Source organism: Povalibacter uvarum, from assembly GCF_014202975.1.
Classification (GTDB): Bacteria; Pseudomonadota; Gammaproteobacteria; order Steroidobacterales; family Steroidobacteraceae; genus Steroidobacter; species Steroidobacter uvarum.
The window spans coordinates 292769-316662 of sequence record NZ_JACHHZ010000003.1 but is presented as its reverse complement, the minus strand read 5'-3'; the positions used below and the strand labels follow the sequence as shown (position 1 = coordinate 316662).

Sequence of the window (23894 nt, the reverse complement as noted above, 5' to 3'; positions counted from 1 at the left end):
GCAGGGGTGTGCAGCAGCCCGTCACTCCCGCGCAAGCGGGAGTCCATGCCTTGATCCAGATGGATCCCCGCTTGCGCGGGGATGACCGCGAAATCCCATCAGGGCGTTTCCACCCCCGGCCGCGACCCGACTGCCGCCGGTGCCGGGCCGCTGCCCTTCCCGATCTCCTTCCAGATCTCCGCGTTGCGGATGCCGACCTTGTCGGGATCGAACGTCGGATCGAGACCAGCCTTCTTCTGCGCCTCGTAGTCCTTGAGTGCGAGCAGTGCGGGCTTCTGCAGAATGATGATCGCGATGACGTTGATCCAGGCCATCAGGCCCACACCAACGCTGCCCAACGCCCACACACCTTCGGAACTCCACACCGCGCCGAAGCCGACTGAGGCCATAATCAGGGCCTTCAGCACCTTGACCGACCAGGCGGGCGCCTTGTTGCGCGCGATGTACTCGAGATTCGTCTCCGCCATGTAGTAGTACGCGACGATGGTCGTGAACGCGAAGAAGAGGATTGCGAGCGCAACGAAGCTCGCGCCGAATCCCGAGAACACCGATTCGATCGCAGCCTGTGTGTATCCCGAACCTGCGGGCGCCGGAATCAGCTCACCCGCAGCATTGGTCACGCGCGGCAGGTTTTCGGCGAGCACAGCACCTGTCTCCGGATGAATGACGTTGTACTTGCCGGTCGAAAGAATCATGAACGCGGTGGACGTGCAGACGATGGCGGTATCGAAGTAGATCGAGAACGCCTGCACGTAGCCCTGCTTCGCCGGGTGCGAGACTTCCGCCGCTGCAGCAGCATGAGGTCCTGTGCCCTGCCCGGCCTCATTCGCGTAGATGCCGCGCTTGACGCCCCATTGCACCGCGAGCCCGAGAATTGCCCCGAACGCCGCATTCGGATTGAACGCGTTGTCCATGATCAACGCGAACATCACCGGCACCTGCTCGGCGTTGAGCGCCATCACGATGGCCGCCATGATCATGTAGCCCATGGCCATGAAGGGGACGACGATCTCGGCGAAGGTGGCGATGCGCCGCACGCCGCCGACGATGATCACGCCCAGCCCGATGACGACGAGGAGCCCGCTGATCCAGGAAGGAACGCCCCAGGCGTTCCCGACGCTGCTTGCGATCTCGTACGACTGTACCGTCGGCAGCAGCAGACCCGTGCCAACGATCGTGGAAATGGCGAACGCGATGGCATACCAGCGCTGGCCCATGCCCTTCTCGATGTAGTACGCGGGACCGCCGCGATACTGGCCGTGATCGTCCTTCTGTTTGTAGATCTGCGCCAGCGTGCACTCGATATAGGAGGTCGATGCACCGAGGAACGCCATCGCCCACATCCAGAAGATCGCGCCAGGACCGCCCGCCGCGATCGCCGTGGCGATACCAGCAATGTTGCCCACGCCGATACGGCCCGAGAGCGACATCGCGAGCGCCTGAAAGGACGAAACGCCCGCTGCGGATGTCTTGCCCGACGTCGTCAGACGCAGCATCTCCTTGAAGCCGCGCACCTGCATGAAGCGCGTGCGGATCGAGAAATACAGCCCGGCGCCGAGGCACAGATAGATCAGCGGCGCGCTCCAGATCAGCCCGTCGAGAGATTGGACCAGTTCACTCACGCGATTCGCTCCCCGTAATTATTAGAGATCCGGCCAGTCCGGGCGGCAGCAGAATGGCACGACCGGCCTACTGCGCGTCAACGGTCATCTGCGGATGGTTCGCGGGAGCATTCAAGATGCATACCGGGAGAGCCGGCTAACGGCTCTCCACTACTCGTAATCCTGAATCAGCGTCGGATTCAGAATGATCGGCTCGAATTCCTGAACGAGCGAGCGGTGCTGGCGGGCGAAGCCGAACGGCAGCTTGTAGGACACGAAAATCGACGAGCCGATGTTCTCTTCGAGCGAATGGCCGGCGCTCATCGACAGTGCACCGCGGCCCACGGCGAGGCTCTGTCGCAGGGCAATCACGTTCATGCGTTCGCGCGACCACGTGGTCTGCGTCGCGTAGGCCAGCGACAGGTTGGCGTCTTTCGTCACGTTGACGCCCACGCTGGCCAGGTCGCGCTGCATGATCGGGTCGTCGAGCACGGTCGCGCCGGCGCCGCGAAATTCGCGACTTTGTATACGAGAACGCAGGGCGACGCTGAACCAGTCGTTGCGATGCTCGAAGCCCATGCCGGCCAGCCAGCCTGTCCCCGCATCCGCCCGGCTGGACGCGTAAGAGAAGGAAGCGGTGCCGAAGGGGCCGATCCGGCGCGCAACGCCGATGCCGACCGCGGCCGTTTCATCCGCGATGTACTCGCCGTGACCTTCGACCGTGAAGCCGAGCGGCACTCCGCACGTGACGGTCGTGTTCGCAAACGTCGGGCCATACTCGTTGCTGACGATCGCGTAGTCGCGCCGCACCTTGCCGGCACCGACCGACAGATCCGAGCAGCCCTCTTCGACGAGTCGCGTGCTGGCGATCATCGGCGCTTCGATGGCGACGGAGCGACCGAGCGCATCGCTCGCCGTGAGTCCGCCCGTGCGCCAGGAGCGATCGACAGAGAGATTCTGTTGAGCCAGGGAAGCGCCCGGATCGCCCGCTGAAGCGAACAACGCATCGGCGACTGTCGGCAGCACCGCAAGTCCGCTCGCGGCGAGTCCTGAATTGGTGATGATGTCCGAGCGTGTTTCGGTGCGGGTACCGAACTGCATGCCGCCGTAGCGCACCGACGATCCCCACATGCCGGATGTGCTGACGGCATCGCCGACACGAAGCTGCTCGCGCGCTTCGCCGAACTTATAGGTATAGGCGGACTCGAGGCGCGTGACGGTTTCGATCTCCGGCCTGAGCGATGTCACGAAGCTCGTGTCGATCGAGCCGGCTTCGCTCAACACCTTCGCGTTGAACGACGAGTACTCGGGTGTCAGCGTGCCCGTCTTGACGTTGACTGCTTCCGGGCGCGACACGGGGACGTTCGCGCACGCACTCAGAATCAATACGGCAGCCAGCAGTGAGTATCGGGCCAGATCGGCCATCCTTCATCGTCTCCCTTTCAAGCGCACGAAGTTTAGTGTCCTCCCGCCGCACCGCACATCGGGCAAACCCTGTCCGGATCCCGACCACAGTTCTTGACGCGCCCTGCGGCCCCGCTCGCACGAACCTGCGTTACGCTTCAGTGCATAAATCAGAAAGATGAGGGGGACCACCATGAAGACTCATGGCCGATCGCTGCTCGCGCCGATCGCATCGATGCTCGCGCTATGCGTCAGCGCACCGATTCACGCCGATTCACCCGCGATGCCGACTGCGAGCCCGGAATCCGCCGGTTTCGATCGCAAGGGACTCGCGGCGCTCGACTCGCAGATGCACGCACTGGTCGACCAGCAGAAGCTCGCCGGCGTCGTCACGCTCATCGCGCGTCACGGCAAGGTCGTGCACTTCGACACCTACGGGAAGGCCGATGCTGCATCGGGCGCACCGCTCAAGTCCGACAGCATCTTCCGCATCGCTTCGATGACGAAGCCGATCGCCGGCGTCGCGATGATGCAGCTCCATGAGCGCGGCAAGTGGCGCCTCGACGATCCCGTTGCGAAGCACATCCCGGAGTTCGCGAACCTGAGGGTGAAAACGGGCGACGGCCGCACTGAAGCACAGAAATCGCCGATGACGATGGCGCAACTCATGAGCCATTCGGCCGGCTTCGGCGTCAGTTCTGTCTACGCGCAAGCCGATCTCGGTGCGACCGATCTGCAGGGCATGATCGACAAGCTCAAGGCTTTGCCGCTGGAAACGCAGCCCGGCACGGCATGGGACTACGGCCCGAGCGTCAACATCCAGGGCTACATCATCGAGAAGCTCTCGGGCCAGCCGCTCGACGTCTATCTCGATGAACACATCTTCAAGCCGCTGGGCATGACGGACACGGGCTTCTGGGTGTCTCCTGAGAAAGCGACCCGCGTCGTTTCGATTCACACCTACGACGCCGCCGGCAGGATCGTCGTGCAGAATCCGCAACGGATCACGACAGCGAAGCCTTCTTTCCTCGCAGCGAGCGGCGGACTGATGTCGACAGCGAGCGACTACTGGCGCTTCTCACAAGCGCTGCTCAATGGCGGCGAACTCGAAGGCAAGCGCATCCTGAAACCAGAGACGGTCGAGCTGATGCGCACCAACGTGCTTCAGCCGGGCGCCAAGGTCGACTTGTACGGCCCGAGCCAGGAAGGCATCGGCTTCGGCATGGACTTCGCCGTCGTGCTGGACACCGCCGCTGCAAAGACACCGATGGGCCTGAACTCCTTCTACTGGGGCGGCGCTTTCGGCACCTGGTTCTGGATCGATCCCACCAACGATCTCGTATTCGTCGGCATGATCCAGAACCTCAATGGATCGACGCCGACCGGCGGCACGCCGCGCGTCCGCGAAATTTCGGCAGCCGCGACGTACGACGCACTGAAGAAGTGACTGCACCAACGGGCACATACCTTTTGGCAGCAGTAGCGCACTCCAGGCAGCGGTAAGATGAATCCCGTTCAAAGGGATTCATCGCCGGAGCCTCATCATGACCTCAGCCCTGTGGGTCGGCGCGCTAGTGATTCTCACCGCGCTATCCGCCTTTTTTGATGCGAAGGGATTCGTCTACGCGGCCCAGTCCTGGCGCGATGGAACACTGAGTCTCTCGATCGCGCTCCTTGCGCTCCTCTACTTCGTCGGCGGCGTGTCGGTCTACATCGGCACGATCGGTATCCAGCACAAGCTCGGCGTCAACTCAGCGACGCTGCAGACCCTGTTCTGGTTCGCCATGACGATCATCGGTATCGCGCTGCTGGACGGAACGATCGCTGGATGGTCGACGGTGCAGAAGTCAGTCGGCATTGCGGTGACAGCGGGCATTGGGTGGTTGCTGGTGAGCGCGGGAGGGGGACATTAGAGGCCATGAGCCGCGAGCGACGAGCTGTGAGCCAGAGGGAGACCTCTCACCTCCCGGCTCGCGGCTCACCGCTCGTCGCCTCCCCTCAAAGCTCCACGATCGTCTTGAACCCTCCCCACATCATCCTCTTCATATCGAACGGCATCTGCTCCGGCCCCATCTTCGCGAGGCGCGGGTCGCTCATCACCTTCTTGTTCACTGTGTCGCGGTGCTTGCGCGACTTGTAGACGATGAAGGAGAAGCAGACGACTTCGTTCGGTTTCAGCTTCACGCTCTTGGGGAACGAAGTGGTCTTGCCGGACGGAACATCGTCGGCTGCGCATTCCACGTACTGAAGCGCTCCGTATTCCATCCAGATCTTTCCGGCCTTCGCCGCGATCTTGCGATAGGCCTCGACCTTCTTCTTCGGCACCGCCAGAAGAAATCCGTCGACGTATTTCGGCATGAGCTCTCTCCTCTTATGACTTACGCTTCTTCGTTTCGGCCCGCGCCAGATTCTCGCGAACCCTGAACTTCACCATCCGCGTGACCAAGCCCGCCGGCACCGGTTTGCCCAGCGGAAACTGCACGGTCCCTTTCGAAACCTCGTACCCGTCCAGTTCGTCCCCGAACTCCTTGATAGCCGATGCACCGGGGTAGAACCCGAGATGCTTCTGGTACGCCGCAAAATGCACCAGGTTCCCTTCGAGCGCGAACGTCGGGATCTGATAGCTGATTTTCTCCGTGGCCCTCGGCGCGGCCTTGTGGATCGTCTGACGCAGCTTCTGCAACGATGCGCGAACATCGGTGGGGAAGGCGGCAATGTAGCCGTCGATGTCTTCCGCGATGGCTTGCCTCTTCATCCTCTGCCCTCCGGATCTCTTTGCAGCGCAAGAACTGTGGCCTCATCGCAAGGACGGCGCAGTCAGGGTCGCCCCGACATCATTTACCGGCAATCCATGGGAACAATACCGCCACGTGACCTGTTTTGCCCTCCAGGGAGGTGGGAATGAAAGGGTCGAGTGCTGCGCCAGCCGAATCGGCACCACGGATATTGATCGTCGAAGACGAACGCATCGTTGCGATGGACCTCGCCGGGACGCTGACGGAGCTGGGCTATTCCGTCGCGGGCATGGCGAGCCGTGGCGAAGAAGCGATCGAGAAGGCGCAACAGCTCAATCCCCACCTCATCCTCATGGACGTGCGGCTTGCCGGCAAAATCGACGGCATCCAGGCCGCGCAGACGATCCGCGAACAGCAGGACGTGCCCGTCGTCTACCTCACCGCGCATGCCGACAGCGATACGCTGCGCCGCGCCGCGAATTCCGAAGCCTCCGGGTACCTCGTCAAACCGTTCCGCTCTCCCGAGCTGCGCTGCGCAATCGAGATCGCGCTTCACAAGCACATGGTCGACATGCGGCTGCGCGAGAGCGAACAATGGCTGTCGACGACACTGCAGTCCATCGCAGAAGCCGTAATCGCCACCGACCAGGAAGGCCGCGTGCGATTCTTCAATCGCATAGCCGAAGAGCTGACGGGCTGGCCGCGCGCTGAAGCAACCGACCACACCGTGGATGAGGTGCTGGCGCTCGTCGACGAGCGCACCGGCACACCCGCGGAAAACATCTTCAACAAGGCGCTCGAACTTCGCGAGCCCGTCACGATCACGGAAGGCTCGACGCTCGTTTCGCGAACCGGCCAGACCGTCGCGGTGGAAGAGTCCGCCGCACCGATCGTCGACACTTACGGCAATCTCCTCGGCGGCGTACTCGTTCTGCGCGACGTGACCGAGCGTCGCCAGCAGCTGCAGGAAATTCACAAGCTGAACGCGGAGCTCGAGCAACGCGTCCGCCAGCGCACCGCGGAGCTCGAGGCCGCGAACCAGGAGCTCGAAGCCTTCAGCTATTCCGTCGCGCACGACCTGCGCGCCCCCCTGCGGGGTATCGACGGATTCAGCCGTCTGCTCCTGGAACGCTACGCCGGCCGGCTCGATGAAGAAGGCATGCACTACCTCGGCCGCGTCTGCAGCGCCGCCGAACGCATGTCTCAGCTCATCGATGCCTTGCTCGCCCTGGCGCGCGTCGGGCGCAGCGAACTGCAACTCATGGAGATCGACCTGTCGCGGCTGGCGCAGACGCTCGTCGACGATCTGCTCCATGCGCACCCCGACCGCAAGGTCCGGGTGACCGTCGAACCGGGCATGCGGGTGCGCGGTGATCCGCGCATGCTGCGCATCGCTCTGGGCAATCTCCTCGACAACGCCTGGAAGTTCACCGTGCATCAACCCGCCGCGGAAGTCGCGGTCGGTGCCCTGCCCGGCTCGGCGCTGACGTATTTCGTCCGCGACAACGGCGCGGGTTTCGATCCGAGCTACTCGAACAAGCTGTTCGGCGCTTTCGAGCGGCTCCACACCGAAAGCGAGTTTCCCGGCACCGGTATCGGACTGGCGATCGTGCAACGGATCATGGCGCGCCACGGCGGCAAGATCTGGGCGACGTCGCAGCTCGGTCACGGCGCCACGTTCTTCTTCACGCTCCCGCCTGCCATGCACTGAGCCGTGAACAAGGAGCCGCCTTCATTGCCTGAAGGCTCATCATCCGGCAACGGCGATGAGCTCTTCCGCGTTGCGCTCGAGGCCGCGCCCACAGGCATGCTGATGATCGACAGCAGCGGCTTCATCATGCTCGTGAACGCGCAGGTCGAACGACTGTTCGGCTACGACCGCAGCGAGCTCATCGGCCAGTCGGTCGAAATACTGGTTCCCGAGCGTTTCCGCGCCGCGCACCCCGGCCACCGCGCCGAATTCTTCCGCGAGCCCCGGACGCGATCGATGGGCAGCGGGGAGCTCTTCGGCCTGCGCAAGGACGGCAGCGAAGTATCGATCGAGATCGGCCTCACACCGGTGCGCACACGCGAAGGCAATTTCGTCCTGAGCGCGATCGTCGATGTCAGCGAACGCCGCCGGACGATCGAACAACTGCGGGAGCGAACGGCCGAACTGACCGCGAGCGTCCGGGAACGCGACGCGCTGCTGCAGGAAGTCCATCACCGTGTGAAGAACAACCTGCAGCTCATTTCCAGTCTCATCAACATGCAGATGCGGCGACTCGAATCAGGCGGGCCACGTGAAGCACTGGCGGAATGCCGGCAGCGTGTGGAGGCGATCAGCCTGATCCACCAGACGCTCTATCAATCCCGCAACTACGCACGCGTTCCCTTCTCGGACTACGTGCGCATTCTCACCAGCAACACGCTGCAGATCGCGGGTTCCGGCTGCAACATCGAACTTCAGATCGACAGCGATCCGGTGTGGCTCCCGGTGGATCGAGCCATCTCCTGCGGACTGCTGATCAACGAACTGATCGCGAACGTGGTGCGGCAAGCGTCAGGCAATGGCCACCAGTGCCACCTGCACCTGACGCTTCGCAGCGTCGACAATCGCGTGCGACTCGTGATCGACGGACCCAGCGTCCTCGACCGCAGCAACCTGAGCGCGCTCGGTCTGCAACTCATCGAGAATCTGTCGCTGCAGCTCGAAGGCAACCTGAGCATCAACGAGCAGCACGTAGCGATCGAGTTTCCGCTGATCGGGGAGCAGTAGAGTCCGTCGCGAGGGATCGGACGCCTAGGCCATCGCCGGCTGCGGAGCCCGAGTCTCGATCGAAAGCACCACGCGGTTGCGACCCTGCACCTTGGCCTGGAACAGCGCGCCGTCCGCCCGTAGAAACAATTGCGCGAGCTCATCCGTGCGACCGCGCCATTGAGCAACGCCGATGCTGACGGACAAAGCGAGCAGGTTGCCCTGGTGCGAAAGCGGACGCGACGCAAGCGACTCACGCAGTCGTTCCGCCACCTGACTCGCTTGCGACGCGCTCGCGCCTCGCAGCAGCACGACGAATTCCTCACCGCCGAATCGTGCGAGCGACGCGCTCGTCGGCATTCCTTCTGCGAGCAGTGACGCAACGTGCTTGAGGGCCAAGTCGCCGACAGGGTGTCCGTGCTGATCATTGATGCGCTTGAAGTGATCGAGGTCGAGCATCATCACCGCGAACGCCTCTTCCGCACGCCGGCTGCGTTCCACCTGCGCATCGAGCAATTCCTCCATTGCACGGCGATTGAGCAGGCCGGTCAGGCCGTCATGCCGCGACAGGCGTCGCAGTTCGTTCACGAGGCGGGCCACGACGAGCACCATCAGTGTCGCGTGCAATGACAGCACCAGTACTACGAAGATCAATGCACCGTGCACGTTGAGCGAGCTGTCCGCTGCCATCTGCGTAAGCACAGACTGCGGATCGACGATGGCGCGTACGACACGCGATCCATACGCAAGACCGCCGAACAGCACTGGCAGCGCGAGGATCACGGGCAATCGGAACTGCAATCGATCCCTCGCGTGGCGATACAGGTCCCACGCCGTATAGAAGTAGAGCGACGAGAGAACGCTGTAGTTCAGCGCGGCCTGCAACGGCCGGCTCTCAGGCGCGTTGCCGACCCACAGTGCGAGCAGTTCCACAACCAGCAGAACGAGGTGCGCGCGCTGCGGCGGCTTCTCGCCGATGAAGAGGCGGATGCCTCTCTGCAGCGCCATCACGGCAATGACGCCCGCCAGGACGGCAATGAACGGCGGCTGCTGGAACTGGTTCGCCAGGACGATCCAGGTGAAGGCGCTGAGCGCCGACCATGCGACCCAGTGGAGTACGGCGTTGCGCTGGGTAGCGACCGCGTACGCACCGATCCCCCAGACGATTGCGAATACTCCCTGTATCAGCGCGACCATCAGGAACGCGATTTCGGTCGAAGAGGCCGTGGCCAGCATGCTGGGATTGTCGTGCGAAGGACGGCGATTGCAAAGCGCCTTCGGTGGCCTACCGTCAATGTGTCATAACCCGTGCCCGGACCGGCAGTCGCTGCTACGCTGCGACGCCGCCCTCAATGCATGCCCTGCGGAGACGATCGTGGAATTCAGACAACTGGGTCGATCGGGATTCAAGGTCCCCGTACTGAGTCTTGGCACCGGCACTTTCGGCGGACGCGGCGATTTCTTCCGCGGGTTCGGCGAAACCGACGTGAAGGAAGCGACGCGGCTCGTCGACGTCGCGCTCGAGTCCGGACTCAACATGTTCGACTCGGCCGATGTCTACTCGGCGGGCGTCGCCGAGGAAATTCTCGGTGCCGCGATTCGCGGACGTCGCGACAAAGTCATCATTTCCACGAAGGGCACGTTCACCGTCGGTCCGGGCCCGAACGATGTGGGGTCATCGCGCTTCGCACTGATCCGCGCCGTCGATGCGAGCCTGCGGCGGCTCGGCACCGACTACATCGACCTGTACCAACTGCACGGATTCGATGCGACTACGCCGATCGAGGAAACGCTGAGCACGCTCGATGATCTCGTGCGCGCCGGCAAGATCCGCTACATCGGCGCCTCGAATTTCTCCGGCTGGCACGTGATGAAATCGATCGGCATCTCCGAACGTTACGGCTGGGCGCGCCATGTCGCCCACCAGGCTTACTACTCGCTCGTCGGCCGCGACTACGAGTGGGAACTGATGCCGCTCGCCCTCGACCAGGGCATCGGCACGATCGTATGGAGTCCGCTCGGCTGGGGACGTCTCACGGGCAAGATCCGCCGCGGCCAGCCGCTGCCGGAAACGAGCCGCCTGCAATCCAAAGCGACCGTCGAAGGCGGACCGCAGGTGCCGGAGGAGCACCTGTACAAAGTGGTCGATGCGATCGATGAAATCGCGAAGGAAACCGGCAAGACCGTGCCCCAGATCGCGCTCAACTGGCTGCTGCAGCGACCGACGGTGACGAGCGTGATCATCGGCGCCCGCAATGAAGAGCAGTTGCGCCAGAACCTCGGCGCGGTCGACTGGAAACTCACTCCGCAACAGATCGCGCGACTCGATGCCGCGAGCAGCACCCAGCTCGCGTACCCGTACTGGCATCAGCGCGGGTTCAAGAGTCGCAATCCGCCACCGGTATAACGGCATAGAACCATGCCCTGTACCCCGTGGAAATTCTTCTCCTAGTCCCGCTGATGGCATACGCTTCGGCGCGAACAGTCCTCTGGAGATCCTGCATGAACCATCGATCAGCCGCCGCCACCCTGATGCTCGTTCTCGGCTCCACGGCGGGAGCCGCTGATTTCACCGTCGCGAGTAAGGACGTGGCACCCGGCAATACCGTGGCGCAGGACTTCATCTTCGGTGGCTTCGGCTGCACCGGTAAGAATCTCTCGCCCGAATTGCACTGGAGCGGCGCGCCGGCCGGCACGCAGAGCTTTGCCGTCAACATCTACGATCCGGACGCGCCGACCGGCAGCGGGTGGTGGCATTGGGTCGTGATCAATTTGCCTGCGACCACCACGTCTCTTCCGCAGGGCGCTGGCGTTGCGGACGGTTCCAAGCTGCCAGCGGGTACTCAGCAGATCCGCACGGATTTCGGCGCGAAGGGTTACGGCGGTCCGTGCCCGCCGCAGGGCGACAAGCCGCATCGATACATCGTGACGGTGCACGCTCTGAAGGTGCCGAAGCTGGAGGTTCCCGCTGATGCCACTGCAGCGCTCGCAGGCTTCATGGTGAACGCGAACACCCTGGCGAAAGCCACCTTCACGTTCACTTACGGGCGATGACCAAGCGAGACGATCGGAACACCAGCACGAGGCCGGCGATGATGCCGACCATGCCGACCCAGCCCGATGCCGGCAGCCGATTGCCGAGGAACGCTTCGTCCATCAGCGCCGTGACCACGGGCACCAGATAGAACAGGCTCGTGACGTTGACGAGATTGCCGACGCGGATCAGTCGATACAGCAGCAACTGCGCCGCCACCGAAATCACCAGGCCCAGCCACAACCACGCGATCACGAACTCCGTCGTGAAGTCGGCCCCGATGGGCTGGAACGGCACGAAACACGCGCACAGCAGCAGGCTGATCGCATACTGCAGCGGCAGCACGTGGATCGGCGCCTGTGTGATCGTCTTCTGCAGAATGGCTCCCGAAGTCACGCATGCAAGCGAACCCAGCGCGAATGTGATTCCTGCTACCGAGAACTGCGCACCTGCGATACCGCGATAGACGATCAGGATCAGCCCGCACAACGCGAGGGCAAGGCCTGCGAGTCGCATCGCAGAGAAACGCCGTTCCACGAACAGAAGTGTCAGGATCGGCTGGACGCCCAGCACGGTCGCAAGCACACCCGGTGTGATGCCCTGCTCGAGCGCCAGGAAATAGCAGCTCGAATAGCCGCCGATCATCAGCAGTCCGGCAATCGCCACGCGTACGCGCGTGCCGGGAACCGGCAGCCACACGCGTCGCCATCCACATAGAAAAAGCAGCACGCCGAGTGCAAGCGCAAACCTCAGCAGCAGGAATGCGAACGCCGTGGCGTGATCGAGGCCAAGTCGGGAAAAGATGGCACCGCTGCTCCAGAGGAGCACGAACAACGCCGTCGAACCGTACGTGGCCAGCGTCGATCTGTCGAAAGTCATCAAGTCACCTGTCGGTTGAACAGCAATTCAAACGTTCTCGCCCCCGCGCGCGTCATAACACCCGTTAGACTCCCCAAATGAACTCCGGAGAAGAGATGGGCGGCAAGGTTGCGCTGGTTACAGGCGCGGGTTCAGGCATTGGCCGGGCCGTTGCGCTGAAGCTCGCCCAGAACGGGTATCGGGTCATTCTTACCGGCCGGCGGCGGGAACGCCTCGACCAAGTCGCTCAGGAAGGCGGACGCGACTGCCATGCCATTTCCGCGGACGTCTGTGACCCTCATTCCGTCACGACCCTGTTCGCGCGCATCGGAATGGAGTTCGGCCGCCTCGACCTGCTGTTCAACAATGCCGGCACGGGCGCCCCGCCCCAGTCGCTCGAAGAAATGCCGATCGAACACTGGCGCAAAGTGATCGACACCAACGTGACCGGTGTATTCCTGTGCACGCAGGCTGCGTTCAGGATCATGAAAGAACAGACACCCCGCGGCGGCCGCATCATCAACAACGGCTCGATCTCGGCGCACGTGCCCCGGCCGATGATGATCGCCTACACCGCCTCCAAACACGCGGTCAGCGGATTGACCAGATCGACATCGCTCGAAGGTCGCCGTTACGACATCGCCTGCGGCCAGATCGACATCGGCAACACGGCGACCGACATGGCCACGGCGATGGTGACAGGAACATTGCAGGCCGACATGAGCGTGAAAGTCGAACCGACCTTCGATGTCAGGCATGTTGCGGATGCGGTTCTCTATATGGCCAGCCTGCCGCTCGAAGCCAACGTGCAGTTCATGACGGTCACGGCGACGAAGATGCCGTATGTGGGGAGGGGGTAAAACCCCACAGCCAGCCAGCTGGCTAGCTTGCCAGCCGCGAATCGCGCAGAATCGCCCAAACAACGGATGTCCGGCGATGAAGCTTCAGCTGTTCAAATTAGCCATCTATCTGTCCGCGGCCGCATTGCTTGCGGGGTGCGAAGGCGCCGTGACTGTGGACATGTCGGCCGCCGCGCCGGCCGACCGGCAGATCACGAGTGTTGCGGTCGATGTGGCCGGGCTCGAGTTCGAACGCAGCGACGGCAGCACGGAGAAGCTCGAGTTCACATCGAGCCTGCCGACGGACCTGATCGATGTCCTCGACACGGACGACCTGCGCCTCTTCACCGACGAGTCGCTGCCTGACGGGACCTACACGGGTGTCCGGCTGCTGTTCGATGAAGACATCGATGCGACTGTGTTCCATGCGACCGACGGCGAGTTCCCGCTGCTCTACGCCGAGGGTGATTTCGCGGATGTGGATTTCACGGTCGCCGAAGACGACCGCACGAACGAAAGCATCTCGCTCATGATGGATCTGCGTCGATCGCTCACCTTCAATGACGATGACGACGAGTACACGCTGACGCCCTCGCTGCGCGCGGTGCGCACAGCCGAAGCGGGACAGATCAGCGGCACGGTGGTGGCGACGTGCCCGTTCGGCTCCTCGCTGGCGGAAGGCGGCGCGGTCTATCTCTATCAGGGCGAAGACATCGATCCCGACGACGTCGGCAGCGGCGGCACGCAGCCGTTCGCCACGACAGCCGTGAGTTTCAACTTCGGCACCCAGGCGACGTATTCATTGCGACTGCTTCCGCCGGGCGACTACACCGTCGCCCTCACCTGCAATGGCGAAATCGATGAACCCGGCAGCGACGAAGACGTCAGCTTCGTCAGCACGGCAAACGTGACGGTCGACGAAGACAGCGTCACTTACGACTTCGGCAGCTGAGGCGATGTGAAGCCGCGACAAACGACCGCGAGCTTGTTGCCATCCGGGTCGCGCACGTAGGCAGCGTAGAAGTCCGGGTTGTATTGCAGGCGAAGTCCCGGCGCACCTTCCGATGCACCGCCATGCGCGAGAGCCGCCGCATGGAAATCATCCACCTGTTTCCACGACTTCGCCTTGAGCGCGATCATCGTGCCGTTGCCGGCGGTCGCGGGCGCGCGATCGAAGGGAACGCACACCCACAGGGCGTCCTGCTTGCGGCCTCCGTCTTCGTAGGTACCCCATCCCGCCCAGTCCTCCCAGTTGGGCTCATCGCCCGTATCGCAGCGTGACAGGCCGAGCGTTGCGAGCGTGGCATCGTAGAACGCAGCCGCTCTCGCCAGATCGTTCGCACCCAGGCAGACGTAGGCAAACATTTCCGATCTCCTCTTACCTTTAGTCGTTCGATGCTACGATCCCGCAGCGCAAGGAACAGCTCAAGGGGCACCCGAATGCAGATCAAGGGCTGGCGGATCACAGGATGCGTCGCGATCATCCTGCTGGCGGTGACGGGCTCAGGCCTGCTCCTGTGGGGATTCAGCGAAGAGTTCGTGCGCGTCGTCATTCGTGCAACGGCAAGAATTTCCGTTGTGCTGTTTCTGCTCGCATTCACCGCCGCGAGCCTGAATGCGCTCTTCCCTTCCGCCATGACGCGATGGTTGCGGGGAAACCGCCGCTATCTCGGCGTGTCGTTCGCACTGTCGCACTTCACTCACCTGGCTGCGCTGTTCACGCTCGGCATCTGGTTTCCGCATCCCTTCGTGGATGATCTCAACGTTGTCACGCTGATCGGCGGCGGCCTTGCGTACGTCTTCCTGACGCTGATGACGATCACATCGTTCGCCGGACCGCGGCGCCTGATCGGCGAGCGCGGCTGGTCGATCCTCCACACCACGGGCTTGTACTACATCTGGCTGATTTTTCTGAACAGCTATGTTTCGCGAGCGGTGATGGATGTGTCGTATACGCCCTATGCGCTGGCGCTGATCATTGCGATCGGGTTGCGTATCGCGTTCTGGTTCAAGCGCAGGAACCAGGCGATCAATGCACCTCACGCTGCTGGCGCACCGACTTCGTCCGCAAGCTGAACCGCGGCTCGACTTTCACACCCGCGGATCCCGTGACGATGGCGGCTGCATAGCGACCGACCGCCGGGCCATGCTTGAAGCCATGGCCGGAGCCCGCACCGACCAGCCACGCGTTCTCCCACGAGGGATGGCGATCGATCAGCAGATCGCCATTCGAGCTGTTCTCGTACTGGCATACGCGCGCCTCTGATAAAGGCCTCGATGCGAGCGCAGGAATGCGACGCTGCATGAACGCCCGGACGTCGCGCAATCCCTCGGCCGATGGCGTGCGATCGCCGACATCCGGATCCATCTCATCGCCATGCTGGTCGTGCGCGATCTTGAATCCGCGTGACTCGAGATCCGGAAAGCCGTAGTAGATATCGCCTTCGTTGAAGTCCGCCCATCCCGGCAGGTGCGACGGCGAGAAGCTCACGTCGCCGGGTCCGGTCGCGAAGAAGAACACTTCCTGGCGGGTCGGCACGATCCGTCCACCCAACAACTCCGGAAACAGTTTCGGTAACCACGGTCCGCACGCAAACACGTATTGTGATGCCCTCAGCGTTTCGCCAGTCGATGTGACGATACCGGTCAGCGTCGACTCAGCGCGCGGCGGCTGAATGGCGACCTGCTTGTACTCTCCGCCTGCCGCAACGAACTCCTTCACCAGCGTCTGTACAGCGCGACGCGCCATCAACGCACCGCGATCAGGTTCATACAGCGCAACCTCGACGCCCTGCCACTCGAACTGCGGAAAGCGCTTCTGCAACGCCGGGCGATCGAGCGTCTCCAGGGGGATGCGCAGCTGGCGATGGACTTCGATCGATTGCGTGACGTAGGGCTCGATGCGCGGGAAGAAGAACAGGACACCGATCGGATGAAAGACCGGCAGCGCGGCGCGCTCCGACAGCCAGCGCCAGTCCTCGAGTGATTCCCAGGCAAAGCGAGAGTAGACGTCATCACGACCGTAAGCAGTCCGAGTCATTCGCGACTCGCCGCCGGATGACGCACGCGCGTGAGCCGGGCCCCACGCATCTACCAGCAGAACTCGCTTGCCGCTCTTGAGCAGGTGCCACGCCGTCCATGCGCCGAATACACCGGCTCCGATGACGATCACCTCTGGACGCGCGCCACCCGACTGGGCCGCGGCCCCTGATTGAGTGAGAACGGAAACGCCAGCCGCGCCGGCCATCCCCGCCAGCATTGCGCGGCGGGAGAACGGGAGAGAACTCTTCATGCGCCCAATTAGGCGCCGTCCCGGCTCCCGAAAGCAATGAACCGGCGGTCGCGGCTGCCGGGCAGCAGGATCGGATCGTTATCGTTGCGCGGTTCGCCCGTCGTCATGATCACCGGACGGCTCTGCAGGACTTCACGCGCCCGTTCCTGGTAACGCAATGCCGAGACCCGCATGTTGCCCTGCTCGACGAGGAACGGTGTCTGCGCGACGTACGCAAGAGCCGACGGTACGCCGAACTCGCTGAACAATGGCTTCAGCAGCAGGATGCCGCCGTAGCGCTGCACCTCGACATACTCGCGATCACTGCGCCACGAGCGCTGCTCGAAGACATTGAAGTTCTCGGGCCACAGGCGGTCGACGCGATTGGCATTGAAGATCGAGGTCTGCGCTTCGGTGAGCATGGCACCGACGCCCGCGATCAGCATTTCGCAAGGCAAGCGCTTGTGCACGTCGATCGATCCGCACTCCGCGTGCGGCCACGACAGGCCGCGCGCATGCGCGGTCTCCTGCAACACGGCACCCCACAAAGCACTGTCGATGGCGGCGATGAGCGGAAAGGTTTCGCGATACTGCGGGTTGCGATAGTAGGGCCAGTACGATGCTGCCCAGCGCAGGGGCATCGGCATCTCGGCGTCGATGTAGCGGCGCGGCACGATCAGCATGCGCTCCGCCTGGTCGTAGGCAACGCGGCCGGAGTACTTCGCATACTGGGGATCGCGGGAGCTGACGAATTTCACTTCCACCCGCGAGGGCAGCGATCCGAAGACGGCGCCGAAGGCGTACTCGATCGCTTCACTGCGGTAGGCGATGAGCTGCCCGACGAGTTCTTTGCACCGATGTCGATCGGTCGAGTTGCAGGCGGCAGCCACAAAGGGGCACAGCAGAGCTGCAATCGCTATCCACCCTTTTCGCATTCGCGTCACTCCAGGATCGGTCACGCTTCGTTCAGCAGCTCCCCCTAGATCGACATGCCTGCGACGATAGCCACTACATCACTTCTGCCTGTCTGTTTACCCGCGTCCCTGCGTTGGACCGACAATGCGCTTTCGCAACCGTCACCGACAATCGAACAAACGTCGGCAGGCGCGAAGTGTTCCGGCCCTGCTATTGCACAAGCAACAACCGCGCCAGATCGGCCAGCGGCACAAGTTCGCGTGTGGACTCGAACAGTCGTGGGCGAAAGCATTCTCCGGCGCGCTTTCCCAGCCAGCCATACGTATAGCGTGCTGCAACAATGCGCATGCACGAAGCGTCGTGCACCGGCGAGGCGCTTGCGGAAGAAAGCGTCAAGGAAGTCGACAGCACGGCAACGGTCGATCCGGACGATCGTGTCGCGGCCGAACCACCCGCTAATCGCTGGAACGGCTTTCGTTTTTCGACAAGTGTTGGAGTCGCGCCCGTGCTTTTCCCGACCCGCTCAGGGCGCGCTGGCGCGGTCGAGCGCCGAGAGCGAGTCTGCATCGAGCTTCAGCGTCGCGGATTTCATGATCTCGCGCAGCTGAGGCAAGGAAGTCGCGCTGACGATTGGCGCCGCCACGGTGGGCCGGCTCATCAGCCAGGCAAGCGCCACTTGTGACGGTGTCGCGCCGACACTCGCCGCGACCTGGTCCAATGCGCCGAGAATTCTCAGGCCGCGAGCGTTCAGGAAGCTCGACATGCGCCGGCCGCGGGGACTCTTGCCGAAATCCGCTTCCGACCGGTACTTGCCGGTAAGAAAGCCGCTGGCCAGTGAGTAGTACGTGATGACAGCCAGGTTCTCTCGTTCGCACACCGGCTGCAGATCGCGCTCGAAATCCGCACGCTCGTACAGGTTGTAATGTGGCTGCAACGTTTCGAATCGCGGCAAGCCCAGCTCACGCGACAGCCGCAAGGCCTCGCTCAATCGCGCTCCCGAATAGTTGGATGCACCGATCGCACGAACCTTACCCTCGCGCACGAGAGCTGCGAGCTCGTGCAGCGTTTCCTCGAGCGGCGTCGCGGGATCGTCCTGGTGCGCCTGGTACAGATCGATGTAGTCCGTCCGCAGGCGGCGCAGCGAATCGTTCACGGCGGTGCGAATCCAGCGGGCCGACAGTCCCTTGCGATCGTCTCCCATGTCCATACCGCATTTGGTCGCGATGATGACGTCGTCCCGGCGGCCACGACGACGCAGCCAGCGACCGATCAGCGCCTCGGACTCGCCACCGACGTGCCCCGGCGCCCAACGGCTGTAGACGTCGGCAGTGTCGATCGCGTCGAACCCCGCACCGACGAAATCGTCGAGCAGCGCGAAGGACGTGGCCTCGTCAGCCGTCCAGCCGAGGACGTTGCCGCCGAACATGAGTTTCTTCATGAGAAGCATTCTAGTCCCTGGAGCGCCCGGGTAAGGGGGGCTTGGGGCATGTTAATGTCTCGCCTTCCGAAACGCCTTCCCTGCCGGAGCCCCGATGACCTCGAAACTCGATCAACTGCGTGCGATGACCGTGGTCGTCGCGGACACAGGCGATCTCGACGCGATTCGCGCCTTGCGACCCGTCGATTGCACGACGAATCCGACGCTGCTGCTGAAGGCTGTCGCGCTGCCGGGCCTGTCGCACATCCTGGACGAAGCGCTCGCGTGGGGACGCCAGCAGACCGGATCGCGCGAAGCGGTCGTTTCACAGATTGCCGACCGCCTGGCCGTTTCCGTCGGCACCGAGCTCACGAAGCTCGTACCGGGCCGCGTTTCGACGGAAGTCGATGCCAGCGAGTCGTTCGACACGCGAGCGACGCTGGCCAAAGCGCGGGCCATCATTGCTGCTTACGAGGCCCGTGGCATTTCCCGGGAAAGAATTCTCATCAAGATCGCTTCCACCTGGGAGGGCATTCAGGCGGCGCGTGAACTGCAGAAGGAATCGATCGACTGCAATCTCACACTGCTGTTCTCGCTCGTACAGGCGCTGGCGTGCGCCGACGCCGGCGCATTCCTCATCTCACCTTTCGTCGGCCGCATTCTCGACTGGCACGTGAAGAATGAGGGCCGGACCTTCACTCCCGAAGAAGATCCAGGCGTTCGATCGGTGCGCGGCATCTACGCCGCTTACAAGACCCGAGGCGTCAAGACGATCGTGATGGGCGCCTCCTTCCGCTCCGCCGGGGAAGTCGAGGCGCTTGCGGGATGCGATCGCCTGACGATCTCGCCGGCCCTGCTCGATGAGCTCGCGAAGGATCAGGGAACGCTCGCCCGACGGCTGTCGCCCGAGAATCCCGGTACACCGCCGACACTTCCTGATATCAACGAGCAAAGCTTCCGCTGGCTCATGAACGAAGATGCGATGGCAACGGAGAAGCTGAGCGAGGGCATCCGGTCGTTCGCCGCCGACCTGCGCAAGCTGCATCGCCTGATCGCGGAACGGATCTAGGCCGGAGGCAGCATGGGAGCGGAAGGCGAAGCAGCGGGTGACGTCCTTACCGGGGCAGTCATTGGAGGCACGGTCGAGGGCGCAACGAATGCCGCCGGCAAGCAGGCGCATGCCGGTGCATCAGGCGCATGCCTGAATTGCGGCGCAACAGTTACCGGTGCCTATTGCAGCAACTGCGGCCAGAGAGCCCATTTGCACCGCAGCCTGCTGTCCATCGGCCACGACATCCTGCACGGCGTCTTCCATTTCGAAGGCAAGGTCTGGCACACGCTGCCCGAGCTGTTCTTCCGCCCGGGCCGACTCACACGCCGTTACATCGACGGCGAGCGCGCCAAGTTCGTCTCGCCGATGGCGCTGTACCTGTTCACCGTGTTCCTGATGTTCGCGGTGTTCTCCTTCACCAGCACGAACTTCAACACCGGCGAGGTGACGAACGCCAATGTCGTCACCAGCAACTTCAAAGAGGGCAATCAGTCCGTCATCGAAGAGAGCCGCAAGCAGATCGAGCAACTGCGGCGGCAGCTCGCCGAGCCGAACCTGAGTGACGACCAGCGCAAGGACCTGCAGGACGAGATCACCGGCATGGAAGCGTCGATCAGGGTCATGGAGTCGCTGTCGGCAGGCAATTTCAAAGGGCTCGCCGACTTCGCCGACGAACAGAAGCGCAAGTCGTCCGCGGAGAACACCAAGGTCGACTTCGGTGTGCCGGCGTTCGATCAGCGGATGACGCAGGCCCTGCGCGACATCAACGAGAACCCCCGATTCCTGATCTACAAGCTGAAGACCGCGGGCTACAAGTACTCGTGGGCGCTGATTCCCCTGAGCCTGCCGTTCATGTGGATCCTGTTCTTCTGGCGTCGCAACGTGCACATGTACGACCACGCCATCTTCGTCACGTACTCCCTGACGTTCATGATGATGCTGCTGATCCTCGTCTCGATCGTCGCCACGTTCGGCCTGCCCGCGGCGATCTGGGGAAGCGCGATCGCCTTCATCCCTCCCATTCACATGTACAAGCAGCTGCGGGGCGCTTATGGCCTGTCGCGCTTCGGTGCTTTCGTACGGCTGTTCCTGCTGCTGATCGCAACGTGCATCGTGCTGACGTTCTTCTCGGTGCTGCTCGTCCTGATCGGCGTGGCTTCATAAAGGGGGATTGACGATGCAACGGCGCACATACTCGACGCTCGCCTTTCTGACGCTTGCCTGTGCGACTTCCGCCCTGGCGGCACCTGAGTACCGCGCACCCCGGACAGCCTGGGGAACGCCGGATCTGCAGGGCACCTGGACCAACGGGTCCCTCACTTCCCTCGAACGCGACGACATGTTCAAGGGCAAGGCGACGATGACCGCGGCCGAAGCGGCCGAGTTCGAACGGACCAACCTGTTTGCGCAGTTCGCCGAAGCCGACGCGAAGCCCACGGATCCGAATCAGAAGGCCACGGCTGCCGCCGACCCGGGCGGCTACAACGCATTCTGGCTGGACCCCGGCACCCGGCTTGCGGTCGTGAAGGGTGAAGCGCGCACCTCGTTCATCGTCGATCCGGCCAACGGCAAAGTGCCGTACACACCGGACGGCCTGAAGGCATTCGGTGCAGCGCGTGCCTCGATGAATTTCGATGGACCGGAACGCCGTCCGCTGGGCGAGCGCTGCCTCATGGGGTTCGGATCGACCGGCGGTCCGCCGATGCTCCCCGACGTGTACAACAACAACTATCAGATCGTGCAGTCGAAGGACACAGTGGTGATCCTCGTCGAGATGGTTCACGACGCGCGCATCGTTCGCATGAACGGCACCCCGATGCCGGCCAACATCTATCCGTGGCTCGGCGACTCGGTCGGGCGCTGGGACGGCGACACCCTCGTCGTCGAAACGACGAAGCTGAACCCGGAACAGAAGGCCCACTACGGCATCAAGCAGCGGTTCTATCTGCCGCCGACGGCGAAAGTGGTCGAGCGCTTCACGCGGGTGGCCGACGACCAGATCCTTTATCAGTTCACCGTGGAAGACGCGAAAACCTACACGCAGCCGTGGAAGGGTGAAGTGCCCTTCATCAAAACCAACGATCTGATCTACGAATACGCCTGCCACGAAGGCAACTACGCCCTCCCCGGCATCCTGGCCGGTGCGCGCGAAGCGGAGAAGAAAACCGCGGCTTCGAAGGGCAAGTAGCTGCCGGCAATCTACCGTCCCGCCGTCTCGATCGATTTCGCCATCCGCTCGTGTTCACGCAGCGTCGGCAAGGAGCTTGCTGCGTACTCACGTAGCGCCGGCGTCAGCTCCGACGACTTCTCCGCGGCCTCGAAGAGCGCAACCGTCTCGTGGTGCGCCTGCTTGACCGAGTCGACGAACTTCTGATCGAACGCGGGTCCGCTGTGACGCGCCAGTTCATCCTTCTGCTTCTGACGATCGACATCCAGCGTGCCGGGCAATGCGATCTTGGCGGCCGCGGCAACCTCCTTGAGCTTGCCCAACGCGGCCTTGTGATCAGCCACCATCTCACGGGCCAGCTGCTTTACTTCCGGCGTCGCGGATTTCTCGATCGCGATCGTGCCGATCTCGATCTCCGTCATGCTCGCCACGGCGGCGTCGACGACGAACGATTCGGAAGTGAGAGGCTCGTTCTGCGTCTTCGGCGGCGGAACGAAGGACGCCGTGCCCAGAGGCGGCGGCGTCGGATCCGGGACTTCTTTCTGCTGGGCCTGCGTCCAGGCAGCACCCGCAAAGGCAAACACAGCGCAGGCAGTGAGACAGGGAACGATGCGATTCATGACGGCAGCACTCGCATGAAGTGATGCTGGAGGAATCCCCCGCGCGCCGCGGCAGTTCCCCTTCAGGTAATCGAGCGCAACCCCGCTTCGATCTGCGTGCGGTCCGAGGGGCGCACCAGGCGGGATTTCTCCTCGCCGTCGGTGAGAAAAATCAGTGTCGGCCACAACTTGACCGAAAAAGACCGACCGAGCGGCCGACCCTTCCCGTCCTCTACCTTGATGTGCCGGGCTTGCGGAAACTGTTGGAGGGCAGCTTCGATCAGGGGCTTCGCGGACTGGCAGTAACCGCACCACCACGCGCCGAACTCCAGCAATACAGCGCCTGGAGTGCTGTCGATATCGGTGCGGGTCGGATCGGGGTCGGCGTTCACGAAGGCAGAACTGCAGGCGTCGGACTTCTGTTCCGCGCGAAACCTCAATCCCTCTTCGTGATCGTTGCGTCGGCCCGTTGCGCAGCGCCGTGCAGGACGCGCAACAGGAACAGGCCGGCGGCGATTGCGGCGACGAAGGCGATCGCAGTGTACGAAGTCGAGTTGATGATCTCGCCCTCGACGGCGCGGATGTAGGACGCGGTCACGAACGCGTTGTAGGCGGCGTGCAGGAGGATACACGGCCACAGCGAACGGCAACGCTCGTACAACCACCCGGCGACGATGCCGATCGCGAATGCCGACGCGAGCTGATAGACGTTCAGATGCGCGATGCCGAAGACGAGCGACGAACAGAGGATCGCCTTCGTGCGCGAATACTGGCGCAGGAAGCTGCGAAGGATCACGCCGCGAAACAGCATCTCCTCCAGTAGCGGCGCGGCCACGCAGGCGAACAGCACGGGAATGAAGCCCGGCGCCATCATCTCCGCGAACATTGCCTGCTCATCCGGGGACATCGGGAACAGCCAGATCACAATCGAGTTGATCGTGCCCGCGAAGATCATGAGCCCCGGCACGAGCAGCAGGATCGGCACCGTCACGACGCTCATCGTCGAGATCGCCGAAGTGCGGGCCGGGTGGAAAAGCGTCCGGTAGCCGATCTGCTTGTAGGCCATCAGGCCCACGAACAGGACACCGTTGCCCATCACGGTGACCACACCGGCGAGATCACCGAAGTTCACGTCGCCGAGCAGATCGCTCTCGATGACCGCGGCACCGACCACCATCTGGATGATGATCAGCACACCGACGAGCAGCAGCGCCTCGAAGACATTCGGGAATGTTTCGTGTTGTTCCATTGTTGTCCGGCGGCCGG

The 23894-nt window shown here is 63.0% G+C and carries 25 protein-coding genes; 12 read left to right on the top strand and 13 right to left on the bottom strand.

Going from position 1 to position 23894, the window contains the following annotated elements:
* Positions 1 to 98 precede the first annotated feature (98 nt).
* Together HNQ60_RS12805 and HNQ60_RS12800 are read right to left on the bottom strand one after the other, a co-directional pair.
* Positions 99 to 1622: an alanine/glycine:cation symporter family protein gene (locus HNQ60_RS12805; RefSeq protein ID WP_184332358.1), complete on the bottom strand. Its 1524-nt coding sequence runs from the start codon at positions 1620 to 1622 to the stop codon at positions 99 to 101.
* A 150-nt stretch (positions 1623 to 1772) separates the two neighbouring features.
* Positions 1773 to 3026, bottom strand: a complete 1254-nt coding sequence (locus tag HNQ60_RS12800; RefSeq protein WP_184332357.1) for a fimbria/pilus outer membrane usher protein — start codon at positions 3024 to 3026, stop codon at positions 1773 to 1775.
* Between the two features lie 172 nt (positions 3027 to 3198).
* Between HNQ60_RS12800 and HNQ60_RS12795 the strand changes: the two genes are divergently transcribed.
* Positions 3199 to 4452: a serine hydrolase domain-containing protein gene (locus HNQ60_RS12795; protein ID WP_184332355.1), complete on the top strand. Its 1254-nt coding sequence runs from the start codon at positions 3199 to 3201 to the stop codon at positions 4450 to 4452.
* Between the two features lie 97 nt (positions 4453 to 4549).
* Positions 4550 to 4918 (top strand): hypothetical protein, encoded by a 369-nt coding sequence (locus tag HNQ60_RS12790; RefSeq protein ID WP_184332353.1) that lies wholly within the window; start codon positions 4550 to 4552, stop codon positions 4916 to 4918.
* 85 nt (positions 4919 to 5003) lie between these two features.
* Here the strand turns inward: HNQ60_RS12790 and HNQ60_RS12785 are convergent, their stop codons facing one another.
* Both HNQ60_RS12785 and HNQ60_RS12780 read right to left on the bottom strand, forming a co-directional pair.
* Entirely contained in the window at positions 5004 to 5363 is a 360-nt protein-coding gene (locus tag HNQ60_RS12785) for a DUF1428 domain-containing protein (protein ID WP_184332351.1), read from the bottom strand.
* A 13-nt stretch (positions 5364 to 5376) separates the two neighbouring features.
* The gene (locus tag HNQ60_RS12780; RefSeq protein WP_184332349.1) at positions 5377 to 5760 is read right to left on the bottom strand and encodes an iron chaperone; all 384 of its coding nucleotides are present in this window, start codon (positions 5758 to 5760) and stop codon (positions 5377 to 5379) included.
* A gap of 146 nt (positions 5761 to 5906) precedes the next feature.
* Here HNQ60_RS12780 and HNQ60_RS12775 point away from each other — a divergent pair, with 146 nt between their 5' ends.
* Positions 5907 to 7451: a sensor histidine kinase gene (locus HNQ60_RS12775; RefSeq protein ID WP_184332347.1), complete on the top strand. Its 1545-nt coding sequence runs from the start codon at positions 5907 to 5909 to the stop codon at positions 7449 to 7451.
* Positions 7452 to 7475: 24 nt separating this feature from the next.
* Entirely contained in the window at positions 7476 to 8498 is a 1023-nt protein-coding gene (locus HNQ60_RS12770; protein WP_184332345.1) for a sensor histidine kinase, read from the top strand.
* 24 nt (positions 8499 to 8522) lie between these two features.
* On the opposite strand, the gene HNQ60_RS12765 is transcribed toward HNQ60_RS12770, so the two are convergent.
* The gene (locus HNQ60_RS12765; protein WP_184332343.1) at positions 8523 to 9713 is read right to left on the bottom strand and encodes a GGDEF domain-containing protein; all 1191 of its coding nucleotides are present in this window, start codon (positions 9711 to 9713) and stop codon (positions 8523 to 8525) included.
* A gap of 139 nt (positions 9714 to 9852) precedes the next feature.
* Here HNQ60_RS12765 and HNQ60_RS12760 point away from each other — a divergent pair, with 139 nt between their 5' ends.
* The gene (locus HNQ60_RS12760; RefSeq protein ID WP_184332342.1) at positions 9853 to 10884 is read left to right on the top strand and encodes an aldo/keto reductase; all 1032 of its coding nucleotides are present in this window, start codon (positions 9853 to 9855) and stop codon (positions 10882 to 10884) included.
* A gap of 125 nt (positions 10885 to 11009) precedes the next feature.
* Positions 11010 to 11531 (top strand): YbhB/YbcL family Raf kinase inhibitor-like protein, encoded by a 522-nt coding sequence (locus HNQ60_RS12755; RefSeq protein WP_407676444.1) that lies wholly within the window; start codon positions 11010 to 11012, stop codon positions 11529 to 11531.
* Here HNQ60_RS12755 and HNQ60_RS12750 read toward each other — a convergent pair.
* Positions 11515 to 12390 (bottom strand): DMT family transporter, encoded by an 876-nt coding sequence (locus HNQ60_RS12750; protein WP_184332338.1) that lies wholly within the window; start codon positions 12388 to 12390, stop codon positions 11515 to 11517. The genes HNQ60_RS12755 and HNQ60_RS12750 overlap by 17 nt on opposite strands.
* A 77-nt stretch (positions 12391 to 12467) precedes the next feature.
* Here HNQ60_RS12750 and HNQ60_RS12745 point away from each other — a divergent pair, with 77 nt between their 5' ends.
* Both HNQ60_RS12745 and HNQ60_RS12740 read left to right on the top strand, forming a co-directional pair.
* The gene (locus HNQ60_RS12745) at positions 12468 to 13229 is read left to right on the top strand and encodes an SDR family oxidoreductase (RefSeq protein WP_221304175.1); all 762 of its coding nucleotides are present in this window, start codon (positions 12468 to 12470) and stop codon (positions 13227 to 13229) included.
* Between the two features lie 76 nt (positions 13230 to 13305).
* The gene (locus tag HNQ60_RS12740; RefSeq protein ID WP_184332336.1) at positions 13306 to 14160 is read left to right on the top strand and encodes a DUF4382 domain-containing protein; all 855 of its coding nucleotides are present in this window, start codon (positions 13306 to 13308) and stop codon (positions 14158 to 14160) included.
* Here HNQ60_RS12740 and HNQ60_RS12735 read toward each other — a convergent pair.
* Positions 14142 to 14573 (bottom strand): VOC family protein, encoded by a 432-nt coding sequence (locus tag HNQ60_RS12735; RefSeq protein ID WP_184332334.1) that lies wholly within the window; start codon positions 14571 to 14573, stop codon positions 14142 to 14144. The two genes, HNQ60_RS12740 and HNQ60_RS12735, sit on opposite strands and share 19 nt — an antisense overlap.
* A gap of 75 nt (positions 14574 to 14648) precedes the next feature.
* Here HNQ60_RS12735 and HNQ60_RS12730 point away from each other — a divergent pair, with 75 nt between their 5' ends.
* Complete coding sequence (locus HNQ60_RS12730) at positions 14649 to 15284, top strand: hypothetical protein (RefSeq protein WP_184332331.1); 636 nt, start codon at positions 14649 to 14651, stop codon at positions 15282 to 15284.
* Here the strand turns inward: HNQ60_RS12730 and HNQ60_RS12725 are convergent.
* From HNQ60_RS12725 to HNQ60_RS12715, 3 genes are all read right to left on the bottom strand, one after another.
* A complete protein-coding gene (locus HNQ60_RS12725; protein WP_184332329.1) occupies positions 15238 to 16500 on the bottom strand; it encodes an FAD-dependent oxidoreductase in 1263 nt (420 codons plus the stop codon). The two genes, HNQ60_RS12730 and HNQ60_RS12725, sit on opposite strands and share 47 nt — an antisense overlap.
* 8 nt (positions 16501 to 16508) lie before the next feature.
* The gene (locus HNQ60_RS12720; protein WP_184332327.1) at positions 16509 to 17414 is read right to left on the bottom strand and encodes a hypothetical protein; all 906 of its coding nucleotides are present in this window, start codon (positions 17412 to 17414) and stop codon (positions 16509 to 16511) included.
* Between the two features lie 503 nt (positions 17415 to 17917).
* Complete coding sequence (locus HNQ60_RS12715) at positions 17918 to 18832, bottom strand: aldo/keto reductase (RefSeq protein ID WP_246433581.1); 915 nt, start codon at positions 18830 to 18832, stop codon at positions 17918 to 17920.
* 94 nt (positions 18833 to 18926) lie between these two features.
* Between HNQ60_RS12715 and tal the strand changes: the two genes are divergently transcribed.
* Genes tal through HNQ60_RS12700 form a run of 3 tightly spaced genes read left to right on the top strand, consistent with a single transcriptional unit; the run spans position 18927 to position 22050 of the window.
* Positions 18927 to 19880, top strand: a complete 954-nt coding sequence (gene tal, locus HNQ60_RS12710) for a transaldolase (protein ID WP_184332323.1) — start codon at positions 18927 to 18929, stop codon at positions 19878 to 19880.
* A 12-nt stretch (positions 19881 to 19892) separates the two neighbouring features.
* Positions 19893 to 21026, top strand: coding sequence for a DUF3667 domain-containing protein (locus HNQ60_RS12705; RefSeq protein WP_184332321.1), 1134 nt, complete (start codon positions 19893 to 19895; stop codon positions 21024 to 21026).
* A gap of 13 nt (positions 21027 to 21039) precedes the next feature.
* Positions 21040 to 22050, top strand: a complete 1011-nt coding sequence (locus HNQ60_RS12700; protein WP_221304174.1) for a hypothetical protein — start codon at positions 21040 to 21042, stop codon at positions 22048 to 22050.
* An 11-nt stretch (positions 22051 to 22061) separates the two neighbouring features.
* On the opposite strand, the gene HNQ60_RS12695 is transcribed toward HNQ60_RS12700, so the two are convergent.
* The 3 genes from HNQ60_RS12695 to HNQ60_RS12685 form a co-directional block, all read right to left on the bottom strand.
* Positions 22062 to 22649 (bottom strand): DUF4142 domain-containing protein, encoded by a 588-nt coding sequence (locus HNQ60_RS12695; protein WP_184332319.1) that lies wholly within the window; start codon positions 22647 to 22649, stop codon positions 22062 to 22064.
* Between the two features lie 62 nt (positions 22650 to 22711).
* A complete protein-coding gene (locus HNQ60_RS12690) occupies positions 22712 to 23020 on the bottom strand; it encodes a thioredoxin family protein (RefSeq protein ID WP_184332317.1) in 309 nt (102 codons plus the stop codon).
* Between the two features lie 44 nt (positions 23021 to 23064).
* Positions 23065 to 23877 carry a CPBP family intramembrane glutamic endopeptidase gene (locus tag HNQ60_RS12685; protein ID WP_184332315.1) on the bottom strand — a complete coding sequence of 271 codons (813 nt, stop codon included), beginning with the start codon at positions 23875 to 23877 and terminating at the stop codon, positions 23065 to 23067.
* Positions 23878 to 23894: the final 17 nt, after the last annotated feature.

What these genes read in the sequence shown, in the direction of transcription:
- HNQ60_RS12800 (WP_184332357.1), bottom strand. Translation starts at nt 3,026, where the DNA reads ATGGCCGATCTGGCCCGATACTCACTGCTGGCTGCCGTATTGATTCTG.
- HNQ60_RS12795 (WP_184332355.1), top strand. Translation starts at nt 3,199, where the DNA reads ATGAAGACTCATGGCCGATCGCTGCTCGCGCCGATCGCATCGATGCTC.
- HNQ60_RS12790 (WP_184332353.1), top strand. Translation starts at nt 4,550, where the DNA reads ATGACCTCAGCCCTGTGGGTCGGCGCGCTAGTGATTCTCACCGCGCTA.
- HNQ60_RS12785 (WP_184332351.1), bottom strand. Translation starts at nt 5,363, where the DNA reads ATGCCGAAATACGTCGACGGATTTCTTCTGGCGGTGCCGAAGAAGAAG.
- HNQ60_RS12780 (WP_184332349.1), bottom strand. Translation starts at nt 5,760, where the DNA reads ATGAAGAGGCAAGCCATCGCGGAAGACATCGACGGCTACATTGCCGCC.
- HNQ60_RS12775 (WP_184332347.1), top strand. Translation starts at nt 5,907, where the DNA reads ATGAAAGGGTCGAGTGCTGCGCCAGCCGAATCGGCACCACGGATATTG.
- HNQ60_RS12765 (WP_184332343.1), bottom strand. Translation starts at nt 9,713, where the DNA reads ATGCTGGCCACGGCCTCTTCGACCGAAATCGCGTTCCTGATGGTCGCG.
- HNQ60_RS12755 (WP_407676444.1), top strand. Translation starts at nt 11,010, where the DNA reads ATGCTCGTTCTCGGCTCCACGGCGGGAGCCGCTGATTTCACCGTCGCG.
- HNQ60_RS12750 (WP_184332338.1), bottom strand. Translation starts at nt 12,390, where the DNA reads ATGACTTTCGACAGATCGACGCTGGCCACGTACGGTTCGACGGCGTTG.
- HNQ60_RS12745 (WP_221304175.1), top strand. Translation starts at nt 12,468, where the DNA reads ATGAACTCCGGAGAAGAGATGGGCGGCAAGGTTGCGCTGGTTACAGGC.
- HNQ60_RS12740 (WP_184332336.1), top strand. Translation starts at nt 13,306, where the DNA reads ATGAAGCTTCAGCTGTTCAAATTAGCCATCTATCTGTCCGCGGCCGCA.
- HNQ60_RS12735 (WP_184332334.1), bottom strand. Translation starts at nt 14,573, where the DNA reads ATGTTTGCCTACGTCTGCCTGGGTGCGAACGATCTGGCGAGAGCGGCT.
- HNQ60_RS12730 (WP_184332331.1), top strand. Translation starts at nt 14,649, where the DNA reads ATGCAGATCAAGGGCTGGCGGATCACAGGATGCGTCGCGATCATCCTG.
- HNQ60_RS12725 (WP_184332329.1), bottom strand. Translation starts at nt 16,500, where the DNA reads ATGAAGAGTTCTCTCCCGTTCTCCCGCCGCGCAATGCTGGCGGGGATG.
- HNQ60_RS12720 (WP_184332327.1), bottom strand. Translation starts at nt 17,414, where the DNA reads ATGCGAAAAGGGTGGATAGCGATTGCAGCTCTGCTGTGCCCCTTTGTG.
- HNQ60_RS12715 (WP_246433581.1), bottom strand. Translation starts at nt 18,832, where the DNA reads ATGAAGAAACTCATGTTCGGCGGCAACGTCCTCGGCTGGACGGCTGAC.
- tal (WP_184332323.1), top strand. Translation starts at nt 18,927, where the DNA reads ATGACCTCGAAACTCGATCAACTGCGTGCGATGACCGTGGTCGTCGCG.
- HNQ60_RS12705 (WP_184332321.1), top strand. Translation starts at nt 19,893, where the DNA reads ATGGGAGCGGAAGGCGAAGCAGCGGGTGACGTCCTTACCGGGGCAGTC.
- HNQ60_RS12700 (WP_221304174.1), top strand. Translation starts at nt 21,040, where the DNA reads ATGCAACGGCGCACATACTCGACGCTCGCCTTTCTGACGCTTGCCTGT.
- HNQ60_RS12695 (WP_184332319.1), bottom strand. Translation starts at nt 22,649, where the DNA reads ATGAATCGCATCGTTCCCTGTCTCACTGCCTGCGCTGTGTTTGCCTTT.
- HNQ60_RS12685 (WP_184332315.1), bottom strand. Translation starts at nt 23,877, where the DNA reads ATGGAACAACACGAAACATTCCCGAATGTCTTCGAGGCGCTGCTGCTC.